The 14,974-nt window shown below is 73.7% G+C and carries 14 protein-coding genes; 12 read left to right on the forward strand and 2 right to left on the reverse strand.

The window, feature by feature from the left end:
* Positions 1-68: 68 nt before the first annotated feature.
* Positions 69-1,049, reverse strand: coding sequence for a ScbA/BarX family gamma-butyrolactone biosynthesis protein (locus tag ACFUJY_RS33870; protein ID WP_383306792.1), 981 nt, complete (start codon positions 1,047-1,049; stop codon positions 69-71).
* Between the two features lie 462 nt (positions 1,050-1,511).
* On the opposite strand from ACFUJY_RS33870, the gene ACFUJY_RS33875 reads away from it, so the two are divergent.
* The 8 genes from ACFUJY_RS33875 to ACFUJY_RS33910 all read left to right on the forward strand — a co-directional run bounded on the left by ACFUJY_RS33875 (position 1,512) and on the right by ACFUJY_RS33910 (position 9,502).
* Entirely contained in the window at positions 1,512-2,096 is a 585-nt protein-coding gene (locus tag ACFUJY_RS33875; RefSeq protein ID WP_383306853.1) for a ScbR family autoregulator-binding transcription factor, read from the forward strand.
* Between the two features lie 341 nt (positions 2,097-2,437).
* The gene (locus ACFUJY_RS33880) at positions 2,438-3,244 is read left to right on the forward strand and encodes a BTAD domain-containing putative transcriptional regulator (RefSeq protein ID WP_383306794.1); all 807 of its coding nucleotides are present in this window, start codon (positions 2,438-2,440) and stop codon (positions 3,242-3,244) included.
* A gap of 62 nt (positions 3,245-3,306) precedes the next feature.
* The gene (locus ACFUJY_RS33885) at positions 3,307-5,328 is read left to right on the forward strand and encodes a condensation domain-containing protein (RefSeq protein ID WP_383306796.1); all 2,022 of its coding nucleotides are present in this window, start codon (positions 3,307-3,309) and stop codon (positions 5,326-5,328) included.
* A 129-nt stretch (positions 5,329-5,457) separates the two neighbouring features.
* Positions 5,458-5,655: an acyl-CoA carboxylase subunit epsilon gene (locus ACFUJY_RS33890; protein WP_383306798.1), complete on the forward strand. Its 198-nt coding sequence runs from the start codon at positions 5,458-5,460 to the stop codon at positions 5,653-5,655.
* Positions 5,656-5,695: 40 nt separating this feature from the next.
* On the forward strand, positions 5,696-7,291 hold the full coding sequence (locus tag ACFUJY_RS33895; RefSeq protein ID WP_383306800.1) for an acyl-CoA carboxylase subunit beta: 1,596 nt from the start codon (positions 5,696-5,698) through the stop codon (positions 7,289-7,291).
* 107 nt (positions 7,292-7,398) lie between these two features.
* Positions 7,399-8,232, forward strand: a complete 834-nt coding sequence (locus tag ACFUJY_RS33900; RefSeq protein WP_383306802.1) for a BTAD domain-containing putative transcriptional regulator — start codon at positions 7,399-7,401, stop codon at positions 8,230-8,232.
* Between the two features lie 30 nt (positions 8,233-8,262).
* Positions 8,263-8,907, forward strand: a complete 645-nt coding sequence (locus tag ACFUJY_RS33905; protein WP_383306804.1) for a ScbR family autoregulator-binding transcription factor — start codon at positions 8,263-8,265, stop codon at positions 8,905-8,907.
* 52 nt (positions 8,908-8,959) lie between these two features.
* Entirely contained in the window at positions 8,960-9,502 is a 543-nt protein-coding gene (locus ACFUJY_RS33910) for an acyl carrier protein (protein ID WP_383306806.1), read from the forward strand.
* Here the strand turns inward: ACFUJY_RS33910 and ACFUJY_RS33915 are convergent.
* Positions 9,484-10,434, reverse strand: a complete 951-nt coding sequence (locus tag ACFUJY_RS33915; protein WP_383306808.1) for a BTAD domain-containing putative transcriptional regulator — start codon at positions 10,432-10,434, stop codon at positions 9,484-9,486. The genes ACFUJY_RS33910 and ACFUJY_RS33915 overlap by 19 nt on opposite strands.
* Positions 10,435-10,738: 304 nt before the next feature.
* Between ACFUJY_RS33915 and ACFUJY_RS33920 the strand changes: the two genes are divergently transcribed.
* The 4 genes from ACFUJY_RS33920 (at position 10,739) to ACFUJY_RS33935 (ending at position 14,930) form a co-directional block, all read left to right on the forward strand.
* Positions 10,739-11,560, forward strand: a complete 822-nt coding sequence (locus ACFUJY_RS33920) for a BTAD domain-containing putative transcriptional regulator (RefSeq protein WP_383306810.1) — start codon at positions 10,739-10,741, stop codon at positions 11,558-11,560.
* Positions 11,561-11,650: 90 nt separating this feature from the next.
* Positions 11,651-12,415: a thioesterase II family protein gene (locus ACFUJY_RS33925; RefSeq protein WP_383306812.1), complete on the forward strand. Its 765-nt coding sequence runs from the start codon at positions 11,651-11,653 to the stop codon at positions 12,413-12,415.
* Positions 12,412-13,677, forward strand: coding sequence for a beta-ketoacyl-[acyl-carrier-protein] synthase family protein (locus tag ACFUJY_RS33930; protein ID WP_383306814.1), 1,266 nt, complete (start codon positions 12,412-12,414; stop codon positions 13,675-13,677). The genes ACFUJY_RS33925 and ACFUJY_RS33930 overlap by 4 nt, the downstream gene beginning before the upstream one ends.
* Positions 13,674-14,930, forward strand: coding sequence for a beta-ketoacyl synthase N-terminal-like domain-containing protein (locus ACFUJY_RS33935; protein WP_383306816.1), 1,257 nt, complete (start codon positions 13,674-13,676; stop codon positions 14,928-14,930). The genes ACFUJY_RS33930 and ACFUJY_RS33935 overlap by 4 nt, the downstream gene beginning before the upstream one ends.
* Positions 14,931-14,974: the final 44 nt, after the last annotated feature.

The raw sequence follows: 14,974 nt of genomic DNA on the forward strand, positions 1-14,974 counted from the left end.
TCCCTTGTCGGCGGCTGTCGTTCATCCGCAAGAACAGGTGACCCGGTTTGTTTTTGGGGGAGGGGAGGTCACCGGGGCCCGGGCCGGCCCGCCTGGCCGGTCGGGCCGGTGAGCACCGAGGTGAAGACGTTCTTGCCGTCCTGGCGGCCGGTGATCTCCATCGTGACCATGTTGCCGGGCTCGTGCTCCACCCGGGTCACCTCGATCCAGCAGGGCCGGTCGAGTTCGGCGTACTGGTGGAAGTCGTTGGCGGCGGCGGTCGGGGTGAACGGCCGGGGCGCCATCGTGGCGCAGGCGGCCTGGCGGGCCGCTTCGAGCAGGACCATGCCGGGCACGTGGTCGCCCTTGTGGTCGAAGAGGATCGGGTGGTCGAGATCCGGGGTGAGCAGCCAGCGCGGGTTTCCGCCGGATGCGGGCCCGGGGGCGGGGGAGAGCACGACGTCCGTGGTGAACGGCCGTCCGACGAGGGCCGGCGGCAGCGGATCGCGGGCCGGCTGCGGCTCGGTGACGGGCGGTTGGGCGGCGCGATTCCGGCGTAAGCGGTCGTAGACGGCCGGGGGGATCACGGAGATCTGGCCGGTGCCGCCCGCCAGCGAGCGCCCGCCCCGGCGGAGCGCGAACTCGAAGGCGACGCGGCTGGCGACGCCCCTGCGCCGGACGATGTCCGTGCACCGGGTGTCGAGGTCGAAGTCGGTGGGGTTCGAGGCGATGCGCAGGTTCTCGGGATCGGCGGTGTACGTGATGCTCGACATCACGAAGTTGTGGCCGAGCGGCACGCCCAGCTCCACGTGGGAGACGTAGATCCCTGCCTGCCGGAACGTTTCCGCGATCTGGAGCGGGTCGTGGCTCGTGCCGTCCTGGCTCCGGAACATGGTGTGGGCGCGGGGCCATTGGCCGGTCAGCGCGAAGTTCGTCCCGTCCCGGGAGTCGCACCCGGTGAGGAACACCTCGGCGACCGAGTCGCGGTGCACGTACTCCTTCGCGACCGTGCTGGTCAGCCGTGGTGCGGCCGGGAGTGCGGTTCTGGCTTCAGCAGTGGTGAGACTCATGGGGCCCCCGTCTTGACGTGAAACCTGCGTTCGGCGACGCCATTTAAGATACGGACCTACCGGTTTTCTTCAATCGGCCCAAAAGTAAAGGCTTTACCAAGGATTGAGCGTTTACTTGAACATCCCATTCCGTTTCAGGCTTCCTGACAGCCTCTTGACCCTTCTCAACGAGGCTGAAAAGCGGGCATAGGGTGCGCCGGCCCTTGGTGCTGCGCGCGACCGTTGCCCTGGCCTGGTAAGAAGAAACCTATCGGACGGTTTCTTTCGTTGGTTTGCGCCGCATTCTCCGAGGAGAACGACTGGAGAAACCAACTGTTTCCGAGCTCAGCGCCCGCCGGCCTCGGGGGGTGTAAACCAACCAGCCGTGCGGTTTGCTAAGGTGTGCACGAGTCAGTATGGAGAATCCAGGGTGAATCGGGCGACTCTACGCCGGTTCCCTCGCCCCGCCCCGAGGAGGACATGATGGTGAAGCAGGCGCGAGCGGCTGTGACGCGTCAGGCTCTCATCTCGGCCGCCGCGGAGGTCTTCGGCGCCGACGGGTACGCGATGGCGACGCTTCCGGTCATCAGCGGCCGGGCCGGGGTGAGTTCGGGCGCCCTGCACTTCCACTTCCCCAACAAGGACGCGCTGGCGGCCGCCGTGGAGGACGCCGCCGCGGCGGCCGCCAGCGCGCTGACCGAGGAGAGCGCGAGGACGGCCGAGGGGGGCCGGCTCCAGGGGCTCGTCGCCGCCGTGGGCCGGCTGATGGACGCGGTCACCGACGACCCGGTCGTGCGCGCGGGCTTCCGACTGGGCGGCGACCCCTCGCGCAAGAGCCAGGCCAAACTGCACGAGTGGTGGTACGAGTGGGTGCGCGCCGCCCTCGTCCAGGCCCGCGCCAACGGGGAGTTGGCGGAGGACGTCTCGGTCGAGGAGGCGGCGGTGGTCATCGTGGCGGCGACCCTCGGCCTGGAAAGCCTCGGTGCGGTCGACCGGTACTGGCGGTCCGCCGAGCGGCTGGTCCAGCTGTGGTCGTTCGCACTGCCGCGGCTGAGCCCGGCGGAGTAGCACCGCAGGTCCGGCCGGTGTGCTGACGCGCACCGTGCCGACCGCTCGCGGGCCGTCCCGCCTCGGACCGTCCCGGCTCTGCCCCGTAAAACAGCCCGTTCGGTCCGGTAATCCGGGCACCGATCGCGACGAGAGAGCCGCCCAACCGTCTGCTCTTTGTCCGTATTTGGGGAATCTTATCGGATCAAGGCGCCCCGCCCTCAAGGACCGCTGGGCCTTCGCACGAGAGTAAACAGGGCGCACGGTTTGGTATTGACATACCGCTCGTGCTGTTTTTAAATCGTTCCGTCAGCAGAAGTTCCCGGGCGTCCAGGACGGCCGGGGGATGACGGGGAGACGGCGTGGACATCGACGTACTCGGCACGCTTGCCGTGCGGGAAAAGGGAACTTCGATCACACCGACCGCGCCCAAGCCCCGACAGGTGCTCGCCCTGCTGGCGCTGCATGCCGACGAGGTGGTGCCCGTGGGCACCCTCACCGAGGAGCTGTGGGGGAGCGAGCCGCCGCGCAGCGCCCGGCCCACCCTCCAGACCTACATCCTCCAGCTGCGCGAACTGATCACCGCCGCGCTCGAAGAGCACGGCGACGACACCCGCACCGCCAAGGACGTCCTGCTCACGGTCCCCGGAGGCTACTTACTCAGGGGCGGCGAAGGCAGCCATGACGTGCAGGCGTTCGAGCGGCTGGCCGGCATGGGGTACCGGGCCATGGACGCCGAGGACTTCCCCGAGGGCGCACGGCTGCTGCGCGAGGCACTGGCCCTGTGGACCGGTCCGGCGCTCGCCGACGTCCACACCGGGCCGCACCTGGACACCCAGATCAAGCGGCTGGAGGAGAGCCGGCTGTGCGCCCTGGACCAGCGCATCGAGGCCGACCTCAAGCTGGGCCGCCACCGCGAACTGCTCTCCGAACTCACCGTCCTCCTCAGCAGGTACTCCACCCATGAGAGCCTGTGCGGCCAGTACATGCTGGCCCTCTACCGTTCCGGGCGGCGCGGCGAGGCGCTGGACGCCTACCAGCGGCTGCGCTCCACACTGGTCCGCACACTCGGGCTGGAACCCTCGCCCGCGCTGGCCAAGTTGCAGCGTTCCATCCTCATGGCCCGGCCCGAGGGCGTCGCGGGGGCGGGCGGAGTGCGGCTCGCCTGAGAGGGCAGCCGTACCGGCTGAGGGAGGGCATGTGATGCGGCATACGCAAGATCAGGGCCCCGATGAGTGACGATCCGGTGCTTGCGGTGGTCCTCGCTCCGGTGCCCGCCGCCTCCGGCCCGTCCTTCGAGGCGGAGCTGTGCGGCACCCTCGGCCCCGGCCGGGCCGAGGCGGTGGCGGCCCGGGTGACCCAGCGTCACGCGTGCACGGTGACCGTGGAGGCGTCCGGTGCCGGGCGCCACACCCTGCGCGTCGAGCACGCGCAGGACGGCCCGGTCCTGCCCGGAGCCGCGGTGCTCGCCGACGTCCTGGCGCTGGCGGGCGGCGCGGGCGACACCGTCACGGTCAGCGGACACCAGCAGGACCTGATCCGGGCGGCGGTCGAGGAGCCGGCGGGCGGGCACCTGGGCCAGGTCGCCTGGAACTGGACGGGCCCCGTCGACCTCGCCCGGTTCACCGCCGCCTGGCTGTCCGTCGCCGACCGGGAGACCGTGCTGCGGGCGGCCTTCGACTGGACGCACCTGCCCCGCCTGGTGCTGCACGAGTGGGCGGAGATCGACGTCGCCCACCTCGTACACGGCGCCGTCTCCTGGAGCGACCTGATCGAGCGCGACCGCCTGCGCGGTTTCGCGCCGCACCGCCCCGGCCTGCTGCGCGTGACGCTGCTGGAGGGGCCGCCCCGCCCCGGGGGCACCCGCGCGCCCACCCGGGTCCTGCTCACCTATCACCGGGCGCTGCTGGACGAGCGCGGCGTCCACCTGCTGCTGCGGGAGTTCTACCGGGCCTACGTCCGCGGCGGCACCCTGCCCGGCCGCGAGCGGCGCCCCGATGTACGCGACCACGCCCGGTGGCTGGCCCGCCAGCGGACCGAGGGGGCCCGCGCCTACTGGGCGACGACCGCCGCGCCCCCGGAGACGTCCGCGCCCGAGGTCCCGGACGACGGGTCGCCGGCCGGACCCCTCGGCATCGGCCGCGTCCACCGGCGGCTGCGGCCACCCCAGACCACCCGGCTGCGCACCTGGGCCGCGATGCGCGGGGCGGGTGAGTCCAGCGCTCTGCACGCCGTGTGGGCGCTGCTGCTGTACCGGGCGGCGGGTGCGGTCGGCCCGGTGCCGGTCAGCTTCGGCGTGCACCTGTCGGCCCGGGACATCCCGATGGAGGGTGCCGCGGGCATTCCGGGGCTGCTGGGCAACCCGCTGCCGATGACGGTCACCGTCGATCCCGCCGAGCCGGTGGCCGGTCTCCTGGGGCAGGCGCGCGACGCCGCGCTGGACCTGGCCGTCCACGCGTGGGTGCCGGCCGACCGGGTCCGGGTCTGGACCGGCCGGAGCCCCGATGCCGAACTCTTCGAGACCGGCATCGTGTTCGACAGCCGCGTCGAGCTGCCCCCGGCGCTGCTGGCGGAGCTGCGCGCCCAGGACGTCGAGGTGGACGCCCCGCGCAGCATCAGCGCCCACCCCGGGCTGCCGCTCACCCTCGCGGCCCGGCACGAAGCGGACGGCGGGCTCGCGCTCACGGCGCGCTACGACCGCCGGTGCCTGGGCGACGAGGACGCGTCCGCGCTGCTCTCGCACTGCGTTCGCCTGCTGCGGTCGTTGCCGGACTACCACGATCCGCAGTCCGCCGTCGGTGATCTCCTCGCACTTCTCCAAGGCTTCGAGGTGCCCCGCGTGCTGCCCCGTCCGCCCGTGCCGGAGGGGCCGGACCTGGCGGTGCTGCGCGCCGGGGACCCCTCGGCCGACACGATCGCGCTGGTGCGGACGCCGGGTGTGCCCGTGGGTGCGTACGAGGCCCTGGTACGTCATCACCGGGGCCCCGAACGGATCGTGAGCCTGCGGGCGGCGCGTCCGGGGGACGGGGCGCCTGCCGCGCTGCCCCGGCTGCTGGGGGCCGGGCGGCCGGCGGGGCCCGGGCGGCTGGTGCTGTGCGGCGCCGGGCCGGGGGGCGCGGCCGCGTACGAGATGGCGTGCGCGGCTGCCGAGGGCACGGTCGCGGCCGTGGTCATGACGGGCGTCGGCAGCGGTCCGGGCTGCGCCGGTGCGCTGGCCGCCGGGCTGAAGTCGCTGCGCGCAGGAAGCCGTTGACGGCCCAGGGCGTGCCGGGCGTCGCGGGCCCGCGAAGGTCCGCCGGACACGCCCCAGCGGTTCTCCAGTGGAGCCGGAGCGGTGCTCCAGCGGGGTGGCCGATGCTGCCGTAAACGCTGGAGGTGGGGTATGGGCGGTCCGGAACCGGCAGCGCCCGCGCTGCGCATCGAGCGCGGACGGGCCACCGAGGAGGAGCTGGCCGCGCTCACGGTGGTGCTGCTCGCCCTGCGGGCGGACGCCGGCGGGCAGCGGGACGAGGCTCCGGCCGGGAGAGCCCCGGGCTGGAGCGCGGAGCCCGCCTACCGCGCTCCGCGCAGCTGGCGATAGTGCGGCGACGCATTCCAGGAAGGGACCTGACGACATGTCGATGACGACCACTTCCCCCGTCCCTGTCCCGGAACTGCTGGGGCAGCCCGGTCTCCGGGGTCGCGTGGCGGAACTGCGCGAGATCCACGCGGCGGCGGAGCGCGGGCCCGGTGACCGGGCGACCGAGGTGCAGCACGCCAAGGGCAAGCTGACGGCACGCGAGCGCATCGAGCTCCTTTTCGACCCGGGTTCCTTCCACGAGGTGGAGCAGTTGCGCCGGCACCGGGCGACCGGTTTCGGCCTGGAGGCGAAGAAGCCGTACACGGACGGTGTGGTCACCGGCTGGGGGACGGTGGAGGGCCGTACGGTCTTTGTGTACGCGCATGACTTCCGGATCTTCGGCGGGGCGCTGGGTGAGGCGCACGCGACGAAGATCCACAAGATCATGGATATGGCCATCTCGGCCGGTGCGCCGCTGGTGTCGCTGAACGACGGTGCGGGTGCCCGTATCCAGGAGGGTGTGTCGGCGCTCGCCGGTTACGGCGGGATCTTCCAGCGCAACACGCGTGCTTCCGGGGTGATCCCGCAGATCAGTGTGATGCTCGGTCCGTGCGCGGGCGGTGCGGCCTACAGCCCCGCCCTGACGGACTTCGTGTTCATGGTCCGTGAGACCTCGCAGATGTTCATCACCGGACCGGATGTCGTGAAGGCGGTCACCGGCGAGGAGATCACCCAGAACGGCCTCGGCGGCGCCGATGTGCACGCCGAGACCTCGGGCGTCGCGCACTTCGCGTACGACGACGAGGAGACCTGCATCGCCGAGGTCCGCTACCTGCTGTCCCTGCTGCCGCAGAACAACCGCGAGAACCCGCCCGTGGCGCCGACCGCCGACCCGGCGGACCGCCGTTCGGACACCCTTCTCGACCTGGTGCCGGTGGACGGCAACCGCCCGTACGACATGGCGGAGGTCATCGAGGAACTGGTGGACGACGGCGAGTACCTGGAAGTCCACGAACACTGGGCGCGCAACATCATCTGCGCGCTGGCCCGGCTCGGCGGCGAGGTGGTGGGCATCGTCGCCAACCAGCCGAAGTCGCTGGCCGGGGTGCTGGACATCGAGGCGTCCGAGAAGGCCGCGCGCTTCGTGCAGCTCTGCGACGCCTTCAACATCCCGATCGTGACGCTCCTCGACGTGCCCGGCTTCCTGCCCGGCGTCGATCAGGAGCACGGTGGGATCATCCGGCACGGCGCGAAGCTGCTCTACGCGTACTGCAACGCCACCGTGCCCCGCATCTCGCTGATCCTGCGCAAGGCGTACGGCGGCGCCTACATCGTCATGGACAGCCAGTCCATCGGTGCGGACCTCACCTACGCCTGGCCCACCAACGAGATCGCCGTGATGGGCGCGGAGGGCGCCGCCAACGTCATCTTCCGCCGGCAGATCGCGGAGGCCGAGGACCCCGAGGCCATGCGGACCCGCATGGTCAAGGAGTACAAGACCGAGCTGATGCACCCCTACTACGCCGCCGAGCGCGGCCTGGTCGACGACGTCATCGACCCGGCCGAGACGCGCGAGGTCCTGATCGCCTCGCTCGCGATGCTCCGCACCAAGCACGCCGACCTGCCGGCCCGCAAGCACGGCAACCCCCCGCAGTAGAGGCTCCCGGACCCCCTTCTTAAACAGGGCGCGCGGTTTGGTATTGACAAACCGCACGCCCTGTTTTTAGCTTCGCTGATGACTCATGCGTGAAGAGGGGGAGCACCATGGACATCGAAGTACTCGGCGCGCTGGCGGTCACCGAGGGCGGGATCTCGGTCACCCCGACGGCGCCGAAGGCCCGGCAGGTACTGGCGCTCCTCGCCGTGCACGCCGACCGCGTCGTCTCCGTGCCCGACCTGATCGAGGAGCTGTGGGGCGAGAACCCGCCGCGCAGCGCCCGTACCACCCTGCAGACCTACGTGTTACAGGTGCGCGAGCTCATCGCCGCGGCCCTGGAGCGCGCCCCGGGTGACGCCTCCTCGCGTACGGCCAAGGACGTCCTGGTCACCGCCCCCGGCGGATACGTGCTGCACACCTCGGGCGGCTCCGTCGACGTCCGCGAGTTCGAACGGCTCGTCGGCTGCGGCTACCGCACGAGCGACGCCGGCGACTTCCGGCGCGCCGCACGCGAACTGCGCGACGCGCTCGCCCTGTGGACCGGCTCCGCCCTCGTCGACGTACGGACGGGGCCGCGGCTGGACATGGAGCTCCGGCGGCTGGAGGAGACCTGGCTGTGCGCCCTGGACCAGCGCATCGACGCCGACCTGCGCCTCGGCCGGCACCGTGAGCTGCTGAGCGAACTCACGGTCCTGGTCAGCCGGTACCGCACCCACGAGAACCTGCACGCCCACTACATGGTCGCCCTGCACCGCTCGGGCCGGCGCAGCGAGGCGCTGGACGCCTACCACCGGCTGCGCGCCCGGCTCGTGGGTGAGCTGGGGCTCGAGCCATCCGCAGGGCTGCAACGACTGCAGCGCTCCATTCTGAAGGCCGGGTCCGCGCCGGCACCCGGGACGGCCGCCGCCGAGACCGGAGAGCGGCTGACCCAGGTCGGCTGAGCGCGGGTCCCACGGTCCGGGGAGGGTGAAATGCAGGAGAGGTCGGAACGCACCAGGCGCAGGCTCATCGGCGCCGCGGCGGAGCTGTTCACCCGGAGCGGGTACGCGAGCGCCACGCTCGGCCAGATCGCCGCCGCCGCGGGCGTGACCAAGGGGGCGCTGTACTTCCACTTCCCGTCGAAGGAGGCGCTGGCCGACGCGGTCGCGCTGCACGGCCGCACCCTGCTCGGGGAGTTCCTGGACGAGCGGCGGGCGGCCGGCGGGCCGGTGCAGAACCTCATCGACCTGACGCACTGGCTCGCCCTCGTCCGGCGCGAGGACCCGGTCGCCCGGGCCGCCATCCGGCTGGCCGACGACGGCGTGTCCGGGCCGTCCGGCACCAGCGGGCTGCGCCGGGTGTGGCTCGCCGAGGCCCGGCGCCTGCTGGACGAGGCCGACGCGGCCGGGGAGCTGAGCGGGGACGCCCGGGGCGAGGGTGGCGAGGCCCTGCTCGCCGCCCTCATGTACGGGATGGCGCCGCCCGGGACGGACCGGTCCGCCGGGGCCGGTCCGCCGCCGGAGGCCGGCGGGTCGCTGTGGCGGCTGCTGCTGCCGGTGCTCGTGGGCCCCGGGCGGGCCGGCCGCTACCGCACCGCGCCGCCACGGCCCCGCGCCGAGGCCGTGCGGGCCGCGTGACATGCCCTCCGCCCCCACCGCGCCGGCCCGGCGCCTGTCCGGAGAACGTCCCATGTCCCTCTCATCGCGGGACGGCGTGGCCGCCCCCGCCGATGTCCTGGCCACAGTGCTCGGCCTGCTGGCCGATGTCACCGGGCGCGAGGCGCGCACCCTGCACCCCTGGCAGCCGTTTCCGGAGATCGGCCTGGACTCGCTGCTCGGAACGGAGTTCGTGGCGACCGTCAACGCCCGCTTCGGCACCGCCATCAAGAGCGCGGCCGTCCTGGACCACCCCAGCCTCGAAGCGTTCGCCCTGTACGTGGCGCGGGAGACGCGGTGCGCGGCGGCCCCCGCGCCCGTCACCGCCCCGGCCGCGCCGCCGTGCCGTCCGCTGCCGTCGGCCGACGAGCTGCGCGAGGAGCTGGCGCAGGTCCTGGCCTGCGACCCGTGGGACCTGGACCCGTACACCGCGTTCAGCGATCTGGGCGTCGACGCGCGGGCGGGCGCGGAGTTCATGAGGGCGGTCAACCGGCAGTACGGACTACGGGAGCGCGCCGTCGTCCTCCACGACCACCCGGACCTCACCGCGCTCGCCGCTCACCTCGCCACCGCCTGAGGGGCGGTCGCCGCGTTCAGCCGGCGGGTCAGCTCCAGCTGCTGCCGGCCCAGCTCGTCCACCCGGCGGCGCAGCCGGTCCAGTTCGTCCAGGACGCCGGGGGCCACGGGCGCGGACAGGCCGGGGGAGTGGGTGAGCACCGACTCCAGCCGGCCGCGCAGTGCCGGGCCCGGTTCGATGCCGAGGGCGGCGACCAGGCGGCGCCGGGCCCGCTCGTACACGCCGAGGGCCTCGGCCTGGCGCCCGCTGCGGTACAGGGCCACCATCAGCAGGTCGTAGAAGCGCTCACGCAGCGGGTGGTCGGCGGTGAGCCGTTCCAGGTCGCCGATGCACTCGCCGTGCCGTTCGCAGCGCAGGCTCGCCTCGTACAGCGCCTCCAGTGTGGTGAGGCGCATCTCGTCCAGCCGGTCGGCCTCCGCCGCGCACACCGGCCCCCCGCGGCAGTCCTGGAGCGCCGGGCCGCGCCACAGTTCCAGGGCGCCGCGCAGGATCTCCGCCGCCCGTGCCGGGTCGGTGGCGACGGCCGCCCGCCCTTCGGCCGAGCGCCGGGTGAAGCGCTGGACGTCCGTGGAGGCGCCGCCCAGGTCGAGCAGGTAGCCCGTCGGCAGGGTGCTGATCCACACGTGGCCGTACTCGCCGGGCGCGGGCAGCAGCCGCCGCAACCGGGCCACATGGGCCTGCAGGGCGTTCGCCGCGTTCCCGGGAGGTGCCCCGTCCCACAGCTCCGCCGCCAGCCGGTCCACGTCGAGCAGCACCCCGGCGTGGGTGACGAAGGAGGCGAGCAGCGCCCGCTGCTTGGAACCGGCCGGGGCGATGTCCGTGCCCCCGGCTCCGTCGTGGACCACGACCGGGCCCAGCAGCCGGAACTCGACGGGGCTGTTCGCGGCGGCGGACCGCGCCGCCTCCGGGCGCGGAGTGGCGAGGACGCTCATCGGGTGGCCCTCCCTCGGAATCCGGTCACGGCATGGACGGTAACGACCGCCCGATGGCCGGGGGAGGCCGCCCGAGCGCCCCTCCAGTCGTCGTATGCGTGTTCTTGAGGCGGCGTTCCGGGGCCGTGTCGCGGGGCGCAATCCCTGGTTGGAAAGCTGCTCGAACGCTGATCGAGAGAATGAGGCGCGCGGTGTGCCCGGGGCTAGCGTGCCTTGCGCCGACGGCTTTCGGCCACGGGGGCGAAGGCGCCGGCACAGGCGATCACGGCCGGGTCCACCCTGGCCGGTCCTTGGGGAGGCCACCGTGCGAATACAGGTTCTGGGTCCGTTGAGCGCCGAGGTCAACGGGATGTCGATCGTGCCCACCGCGGGCAAGCCGCGACAGCTCCTCGCGCTGCTCGCTTTCCACCCGGGCCGGGTCGTGCCCGTGCCCACCCTCATGGAAGAGATCTGGGGCAGCAACTCGCCGCAGAGCGCCATGACCACCCTGCAGACGTACATCCTCCAGTTACGCCGCCGGCTCGGCACCGCCATGGGGCCCGACACCCCCGGCGCCGCCAAGGAGGTGCTGGCCACCCGGCACGGCGGCTATCTGCTCCAGATCCCGCCGGACGCCGTCGACGTGCACCGTTACGAGGAGCTGGTGACGGCCGGGCGCGGCGCGTTCGACCGGGGCGAGGACGCCCGGGCCGCGTCGCTGTTCGGCGACGCGCTCGCCATGTGGCAGGGGTCCGCGCTGGTCGACGTACGGCTGGGCCCCGTCCTCGACATCGAGGTGATGCGGCTGGAGGAGTCGCGCCTGGTCACCGTGGAGCGGCGCATCGACGCAGATCTGCGCTGCGGCCGGCACACCGAGGTCCTCGCCGAGCTCACCGACCTGATCATGCGTCACCCCCAGCACGAAGGGCTGCACTCGCAGGCGATGGTCGCCCTCTACCGGTCGGGCCGCCAGGCCACCGCCCTCGACGTCTACCGCAGGCTGAGGCTGCGCCTCGTGGAGGAGCTGGGTGTGGAGCCGTCGCCGCAGATGCAGCGGCTGCACCGGGCGATGCTCACCGTCGACCCCGCGCTCGACGTGCTCAGCGGGCCGCGCGGACTGTCCACGTTCGATCTGTACGCGGCCTGAATCCAGGCGGAGCGCGAGCACCGTTCGAGTGGGGGTTGCCAGGCTGCGGTCGGAGAGGGCTCACACCCCTACCGCGTGAGAGGACGGCCCATGTCCGACGAACGGCCCGTACGGCTCCACTGCTTCGCGCACGCCGGAGCGGGCGTCTCCGCCTTCTACGGCTGGGGCCCGCGCCTCGGCCCCGGCGTCGAGACCGTGCCGCATCTGTTGCCGGGCCGCGAACGCCGGCGCTCCGAGCCGCGCCTCACCCGCCCCGCGGACCTGCTCGCCGACCAGCTGCCCCACTTCACCGGCTCCACCGGCGAGGGCGGCGAAGCACCGTACATCCTGTACGGGCACAGCCTCGGCGCCCTCGTCGCGTACAGCGTCACCCGGGCCCTGCACGAGGCGGGGCTCCCGGGGCCCGCGCTGCTCGTCGTCGGCGCCTGCCCCCCGCCCGACGCGCTGTCCGCCCTGGCCGACCAGTGCCGGGCGGGCGACGAGGAGCTGCTGCGCCTGCTCGGTGAGGCCAACGCGCTGCCCCGGCTCGCCCGGCCCGGCGACTTCTGGCACCAGGCCGTGCTGCCGGTGCTCCGCGACGACCTCGTCCTCGCCCACGAGCTGCGGACCGCCGCCCGCGAACCCTCGCCGGCCGGGCCGCTCGCGGTCCCCGTCCTCGCGGTGGCCGGTGCCGACGACCCGCTGGCGCGGCCCGAGGCCATGGCGCGGTGGCGCGCCTGGACCACCGGCCCCTTCGCCGTCCGCACCGTGCCCGGCGACCACTTCTTCCTGCGCGGCCACGACCTGCCCCGTCTGGTGGGGCGGGCCGCACGCGTGGTGCGCCGTCTCGCCCCGCAGCCGGCGGGTGTCCGATGAGGCGGGTCGTCATCACCGGTGTCGGAGTGGTCGCCCCGGGCGGCACCGGCACCGCCGCGTTCTGGTCGCTGCTGACGGAGGGCCGTACCGCCACCCGCCGCATCACCCGCTTCGACGCCACGTCGTTCCGCTCCCGGATCGCCGCCGAGGCCGACTTCGACCCCGCGCACCACGGCTTCGACGCCGGGGAGGCCCGGAGACTGGACCGGGTCGCGCAGTTCGCGCTCACCGCCGCCCGCGAGGCCGTCGCCGACAGCGGCCTCGACCCGGCGGCCGGCGGCGAGCGCACCGGCGTCTCCCTGGGCACCGCGGTCGGCTGCAGCAGCGGGCTCGACGAGGTGTACGCGCACGTCAGCGAGGGCGGCGAGCACTGGCTGCTGGACCCGGCCCGCGCAGAGGAACGGCTCGGCGACTACCTCGTGCCGAGCTCCGTGGCCGCCGAGGTCGCCCGGGACGCCGGGGCGCTCGGCCCCGTCGCCGTCGTCTCCACCGGGTGCACCTCAGGACTGGACTCGCTCGGGCACGCCGCGGAGCTCATCCGGGAGGGCAGCGCCGACGTGATGCTGGCCGGTGCGTCCGAGGCGCCGATCACCCCGATCACCCTGGCCTCCTTCGACGCGATCCGGGCCACCTCCGCGCGCAACGACGAGCCGGAGACCGCCTCACGCCCCTTCGACCGGACCCGGGGCGGCTTCGTCCTCGGCGAGGGCAGCGCCGTGCTCGTCCTGGAGGAGTACACGCACGCGGTGCGCCGGGGTGCGCACGTGTACGCGGAGATCGCCGGGTTCGCCAGCCGCTCCAACGCGTACCACATGACCGGACTGCGCCTGGACGGGCGGGAGATGGCCGAGGCCGTCCGCATCGCGCTGGACGAGGCGCGGCTCGACCCGACCGCCGTGGACTACGTCAACGCGCACGGCTCGGGGACGAAGCAGAACGACAAGCACGAGACGGCCGCCTTCAAGGCGAGCCTGGGCGAGCACGCCTACCGGGTGCCCGTCAGCTCCATCAAGTCGATGATCGGGCACTCGCTCGGCGCGATCGGCTCCCTGGAGATCGCCGCGTGCGCGCTGGCCATCGAGCACGACACGGTGCCGCCCACCGCCAATCTGCACGAGCCCGACCCGGGCTGCGACCTCGATTACGTCCCGCTCGTCGCCCGCGAGCAGCGCACCGACACCGTGCTCAGCGTCGGCAGCGGCTTCGGCGGGTTCCAGAGCGCGATGGTGCTCACCGCCCCCCGGACGGAGGCGCACCGATGACCGCCACAGCGCCGATGACCGCCCCCGCACCCGCCCGCACCGCGACGGCGGCCGTCACCGGCATCGGCGTCGCCGCACCCGGCGGCGTCGGCACCGAGACCTGGTGGTCGGCGGTCCTGCGCGGGCGCCGGGCCATCGGCCCCGTCACCCGGTTCGACGCCTCGGGCTACCCGGCCGTCCTCGCCGGCGAGGTCACCGGCTTCGAGGACGCGGCACACGTCCCGGCCAAGCTGCTGCCGCAGACCGACCGGGTGACCCGGCTCGCGCTCGCGGCGGCGGCCGAGGCCATCACCGCCGCGGACATCGACCCGTCGGCCCTGCCCGAGTACGGCATGGGCGTCGTCACCGCCAACGGCGCGGGCGGCTTCGAGTTCGGCCAGCGCGAACTGCAGGAGCTGTGGAGCAAGGGCAGCCGGTACGTGGGCGCCTTCCAGTCCTTCGCCTGGTTCTACGCCGCCAACTCCGGGCAGATCTCCATCCGGCACGGCCTGCGCGGCCCCAGCGGTGTCGTCGTCTCCGAGCAGGCGGGCGGCCTCGACGCGATGGCCCAGGCCCGGCGCCAGCTGCGCAAGGGCGGCCGGGCCGTCCTCACCGGCGGCTTCGACGCGACGGTCTGCCCGTGGGGCTTCACCGCCCACCTCGCCGCCGGGGGCCTGAGCACCCGGCGCGACCCGGCCGACGCCTACCTCCCGTTCTCCGCCGACGCCTCCGGGTACGTCGTGGGGGAGGGCGGCGCCCTGCTCGTCGTGGAGGACGGCGACGCCGCGCACGCCAGGGGGGCCCGTGTCCTCGGCACCGTCGAGGGCTGCGCCGCCACCTTCGACCCGGCGCCCGGACGCGGCGCACCCCGCCTGCTCGACGCCGCACGCCTCGCCCTCGCCGACGCCGGGGTCGACGCGGCGGACGTGGACGTGGTCTTCGCCGACGCCGCCGGGGACCGGGACGCCGACCGCGCCGAGGCCGCCGCGCTCGCCGCCCTCTTCGGCCCGTACGGGGTGCCGGTGACGGCCCCGAAGTCGTGGTTCGGGCGCCTCGGTTCGGGCGGGTCCGCCCTGGATCTGGCGGCGGCCCTGCTCGCCCTGCGCGACCAGGTCGTCCCGCCGGGAGCCCCGGTCGGCCGGCTCGCCGACGACTGCCCGGTGGACCTGGTGACCGGGACGCCACGCCCGGCGCGGCTGCGGCACGCCCTGGTCCTGGCCCGCGGCCGGGGCGGCTTCAACGCGGCGGCCGTGGTGCGGGCGCCCCGCGCCTGAGCGCCGCACACCTCCGAGCACCACCCCTACGCACACCCGTACCA

It is taken from the genome of Streptomyces sp. NPDC057249 (genome assembly GCF_042669245.1).
GTDB lineage: Bacteria > Actinomycetota > Actinomycetes > Streptomycetales > Streptomycetaceae > Streptomyces.

Excerpts from the sequence above, each read along its gene's own strand:
- ACFUJY_RS33885 (WP_383306796.1), top strand. The coding sequence starts at position 3,307 with ATGAGTGACGATCCGGTGCTTGCGGTGGTCCTCGCTCCGGTGCCCGCC.
- ACFUJY_RS33935 (WP_383306816.1), top strand. The coding sequence starts at position 13,674 with ATGACCGCCACAGCGCCGATGACCGCCCCCGCACCCGCCCGCACCGCG.
- ACFUJY_RS33925 (WP_383306812.1), top strand. The coding sequence starts at position 11,651 with ATGTCCGACGAACGGCCCGTACGGCTCCACTGCTTCGCGCACGCCGGA.
- ACFUJY_RS33930 (WP_383306814.1), top strand. The coding sequence starts at position 12,412 with ATGAGGCGGGTCGTCATCACCGGTGTCGGAGTGGTCGCCCCGGGCGGC.
- ACFUJY_RS33910 (WP_383306806.1), top strand. The coding sequence starts at position 8,960 with ATGTCCCTCTCATCGCGGGACGGCGTGGCCGCCCCCGCCGATGTCCTG.
- ACFUJY_RS33870 (WP_383306792.1), bottom strand. The coding sequence starts at position 1,049 with ATGAGTCTCACCACTGCTGAAGCCAGAACCGCACTCCCGGCCGCACCA.
- ACFUJY_RS33915 (WP_383306808.1), bottom strand. The coding sequence starts at position 10,434 with ATGAGCGTCCTCGCCACTCCGCGCCCGGAGGCGGCGCGGTCCGCCGCC.
- ACFUJY_RS33905 (WP_383306804.1), top strand. The coding sequence starts at position 8,263 with ATGCAGGAGAGGTCGGAACGCACCAGGCGCAGGCTCATCGGCGCCGCG.
- ACFUJY_RS33890 (WP_383306798.1), top strand. The coding sequence starts at position 5,458 with ATGGGCGGTCCGGAACCGGCAGCGCCCGCGCTGCGCATCGAGCGCGGA.
- ACFUJY_RS33895 (WP_383306800.1), top strand. The coding sequence starts at position 5,696 with ATGACGACCACTTCCCCCGTCCCTGTCCCGGAACTGCTGGGGCAGCCC.
- ACFUJY_RS33875 (WP_383306853.1), top strand. The coding sequence starts at position 1,512 with ATGGTGAAGCAGGCGCGAGCGGCTGTGACGCGTCAGGCTCTCATCTCG.
- ACFUJY_RS33900 (WP_383306802.1), top strand. The coding sequence starts at position 7,399 with ATGGACATCGAAGTACTCGGCGCGCTGGCGGTCACCGAGGGCGGGATC.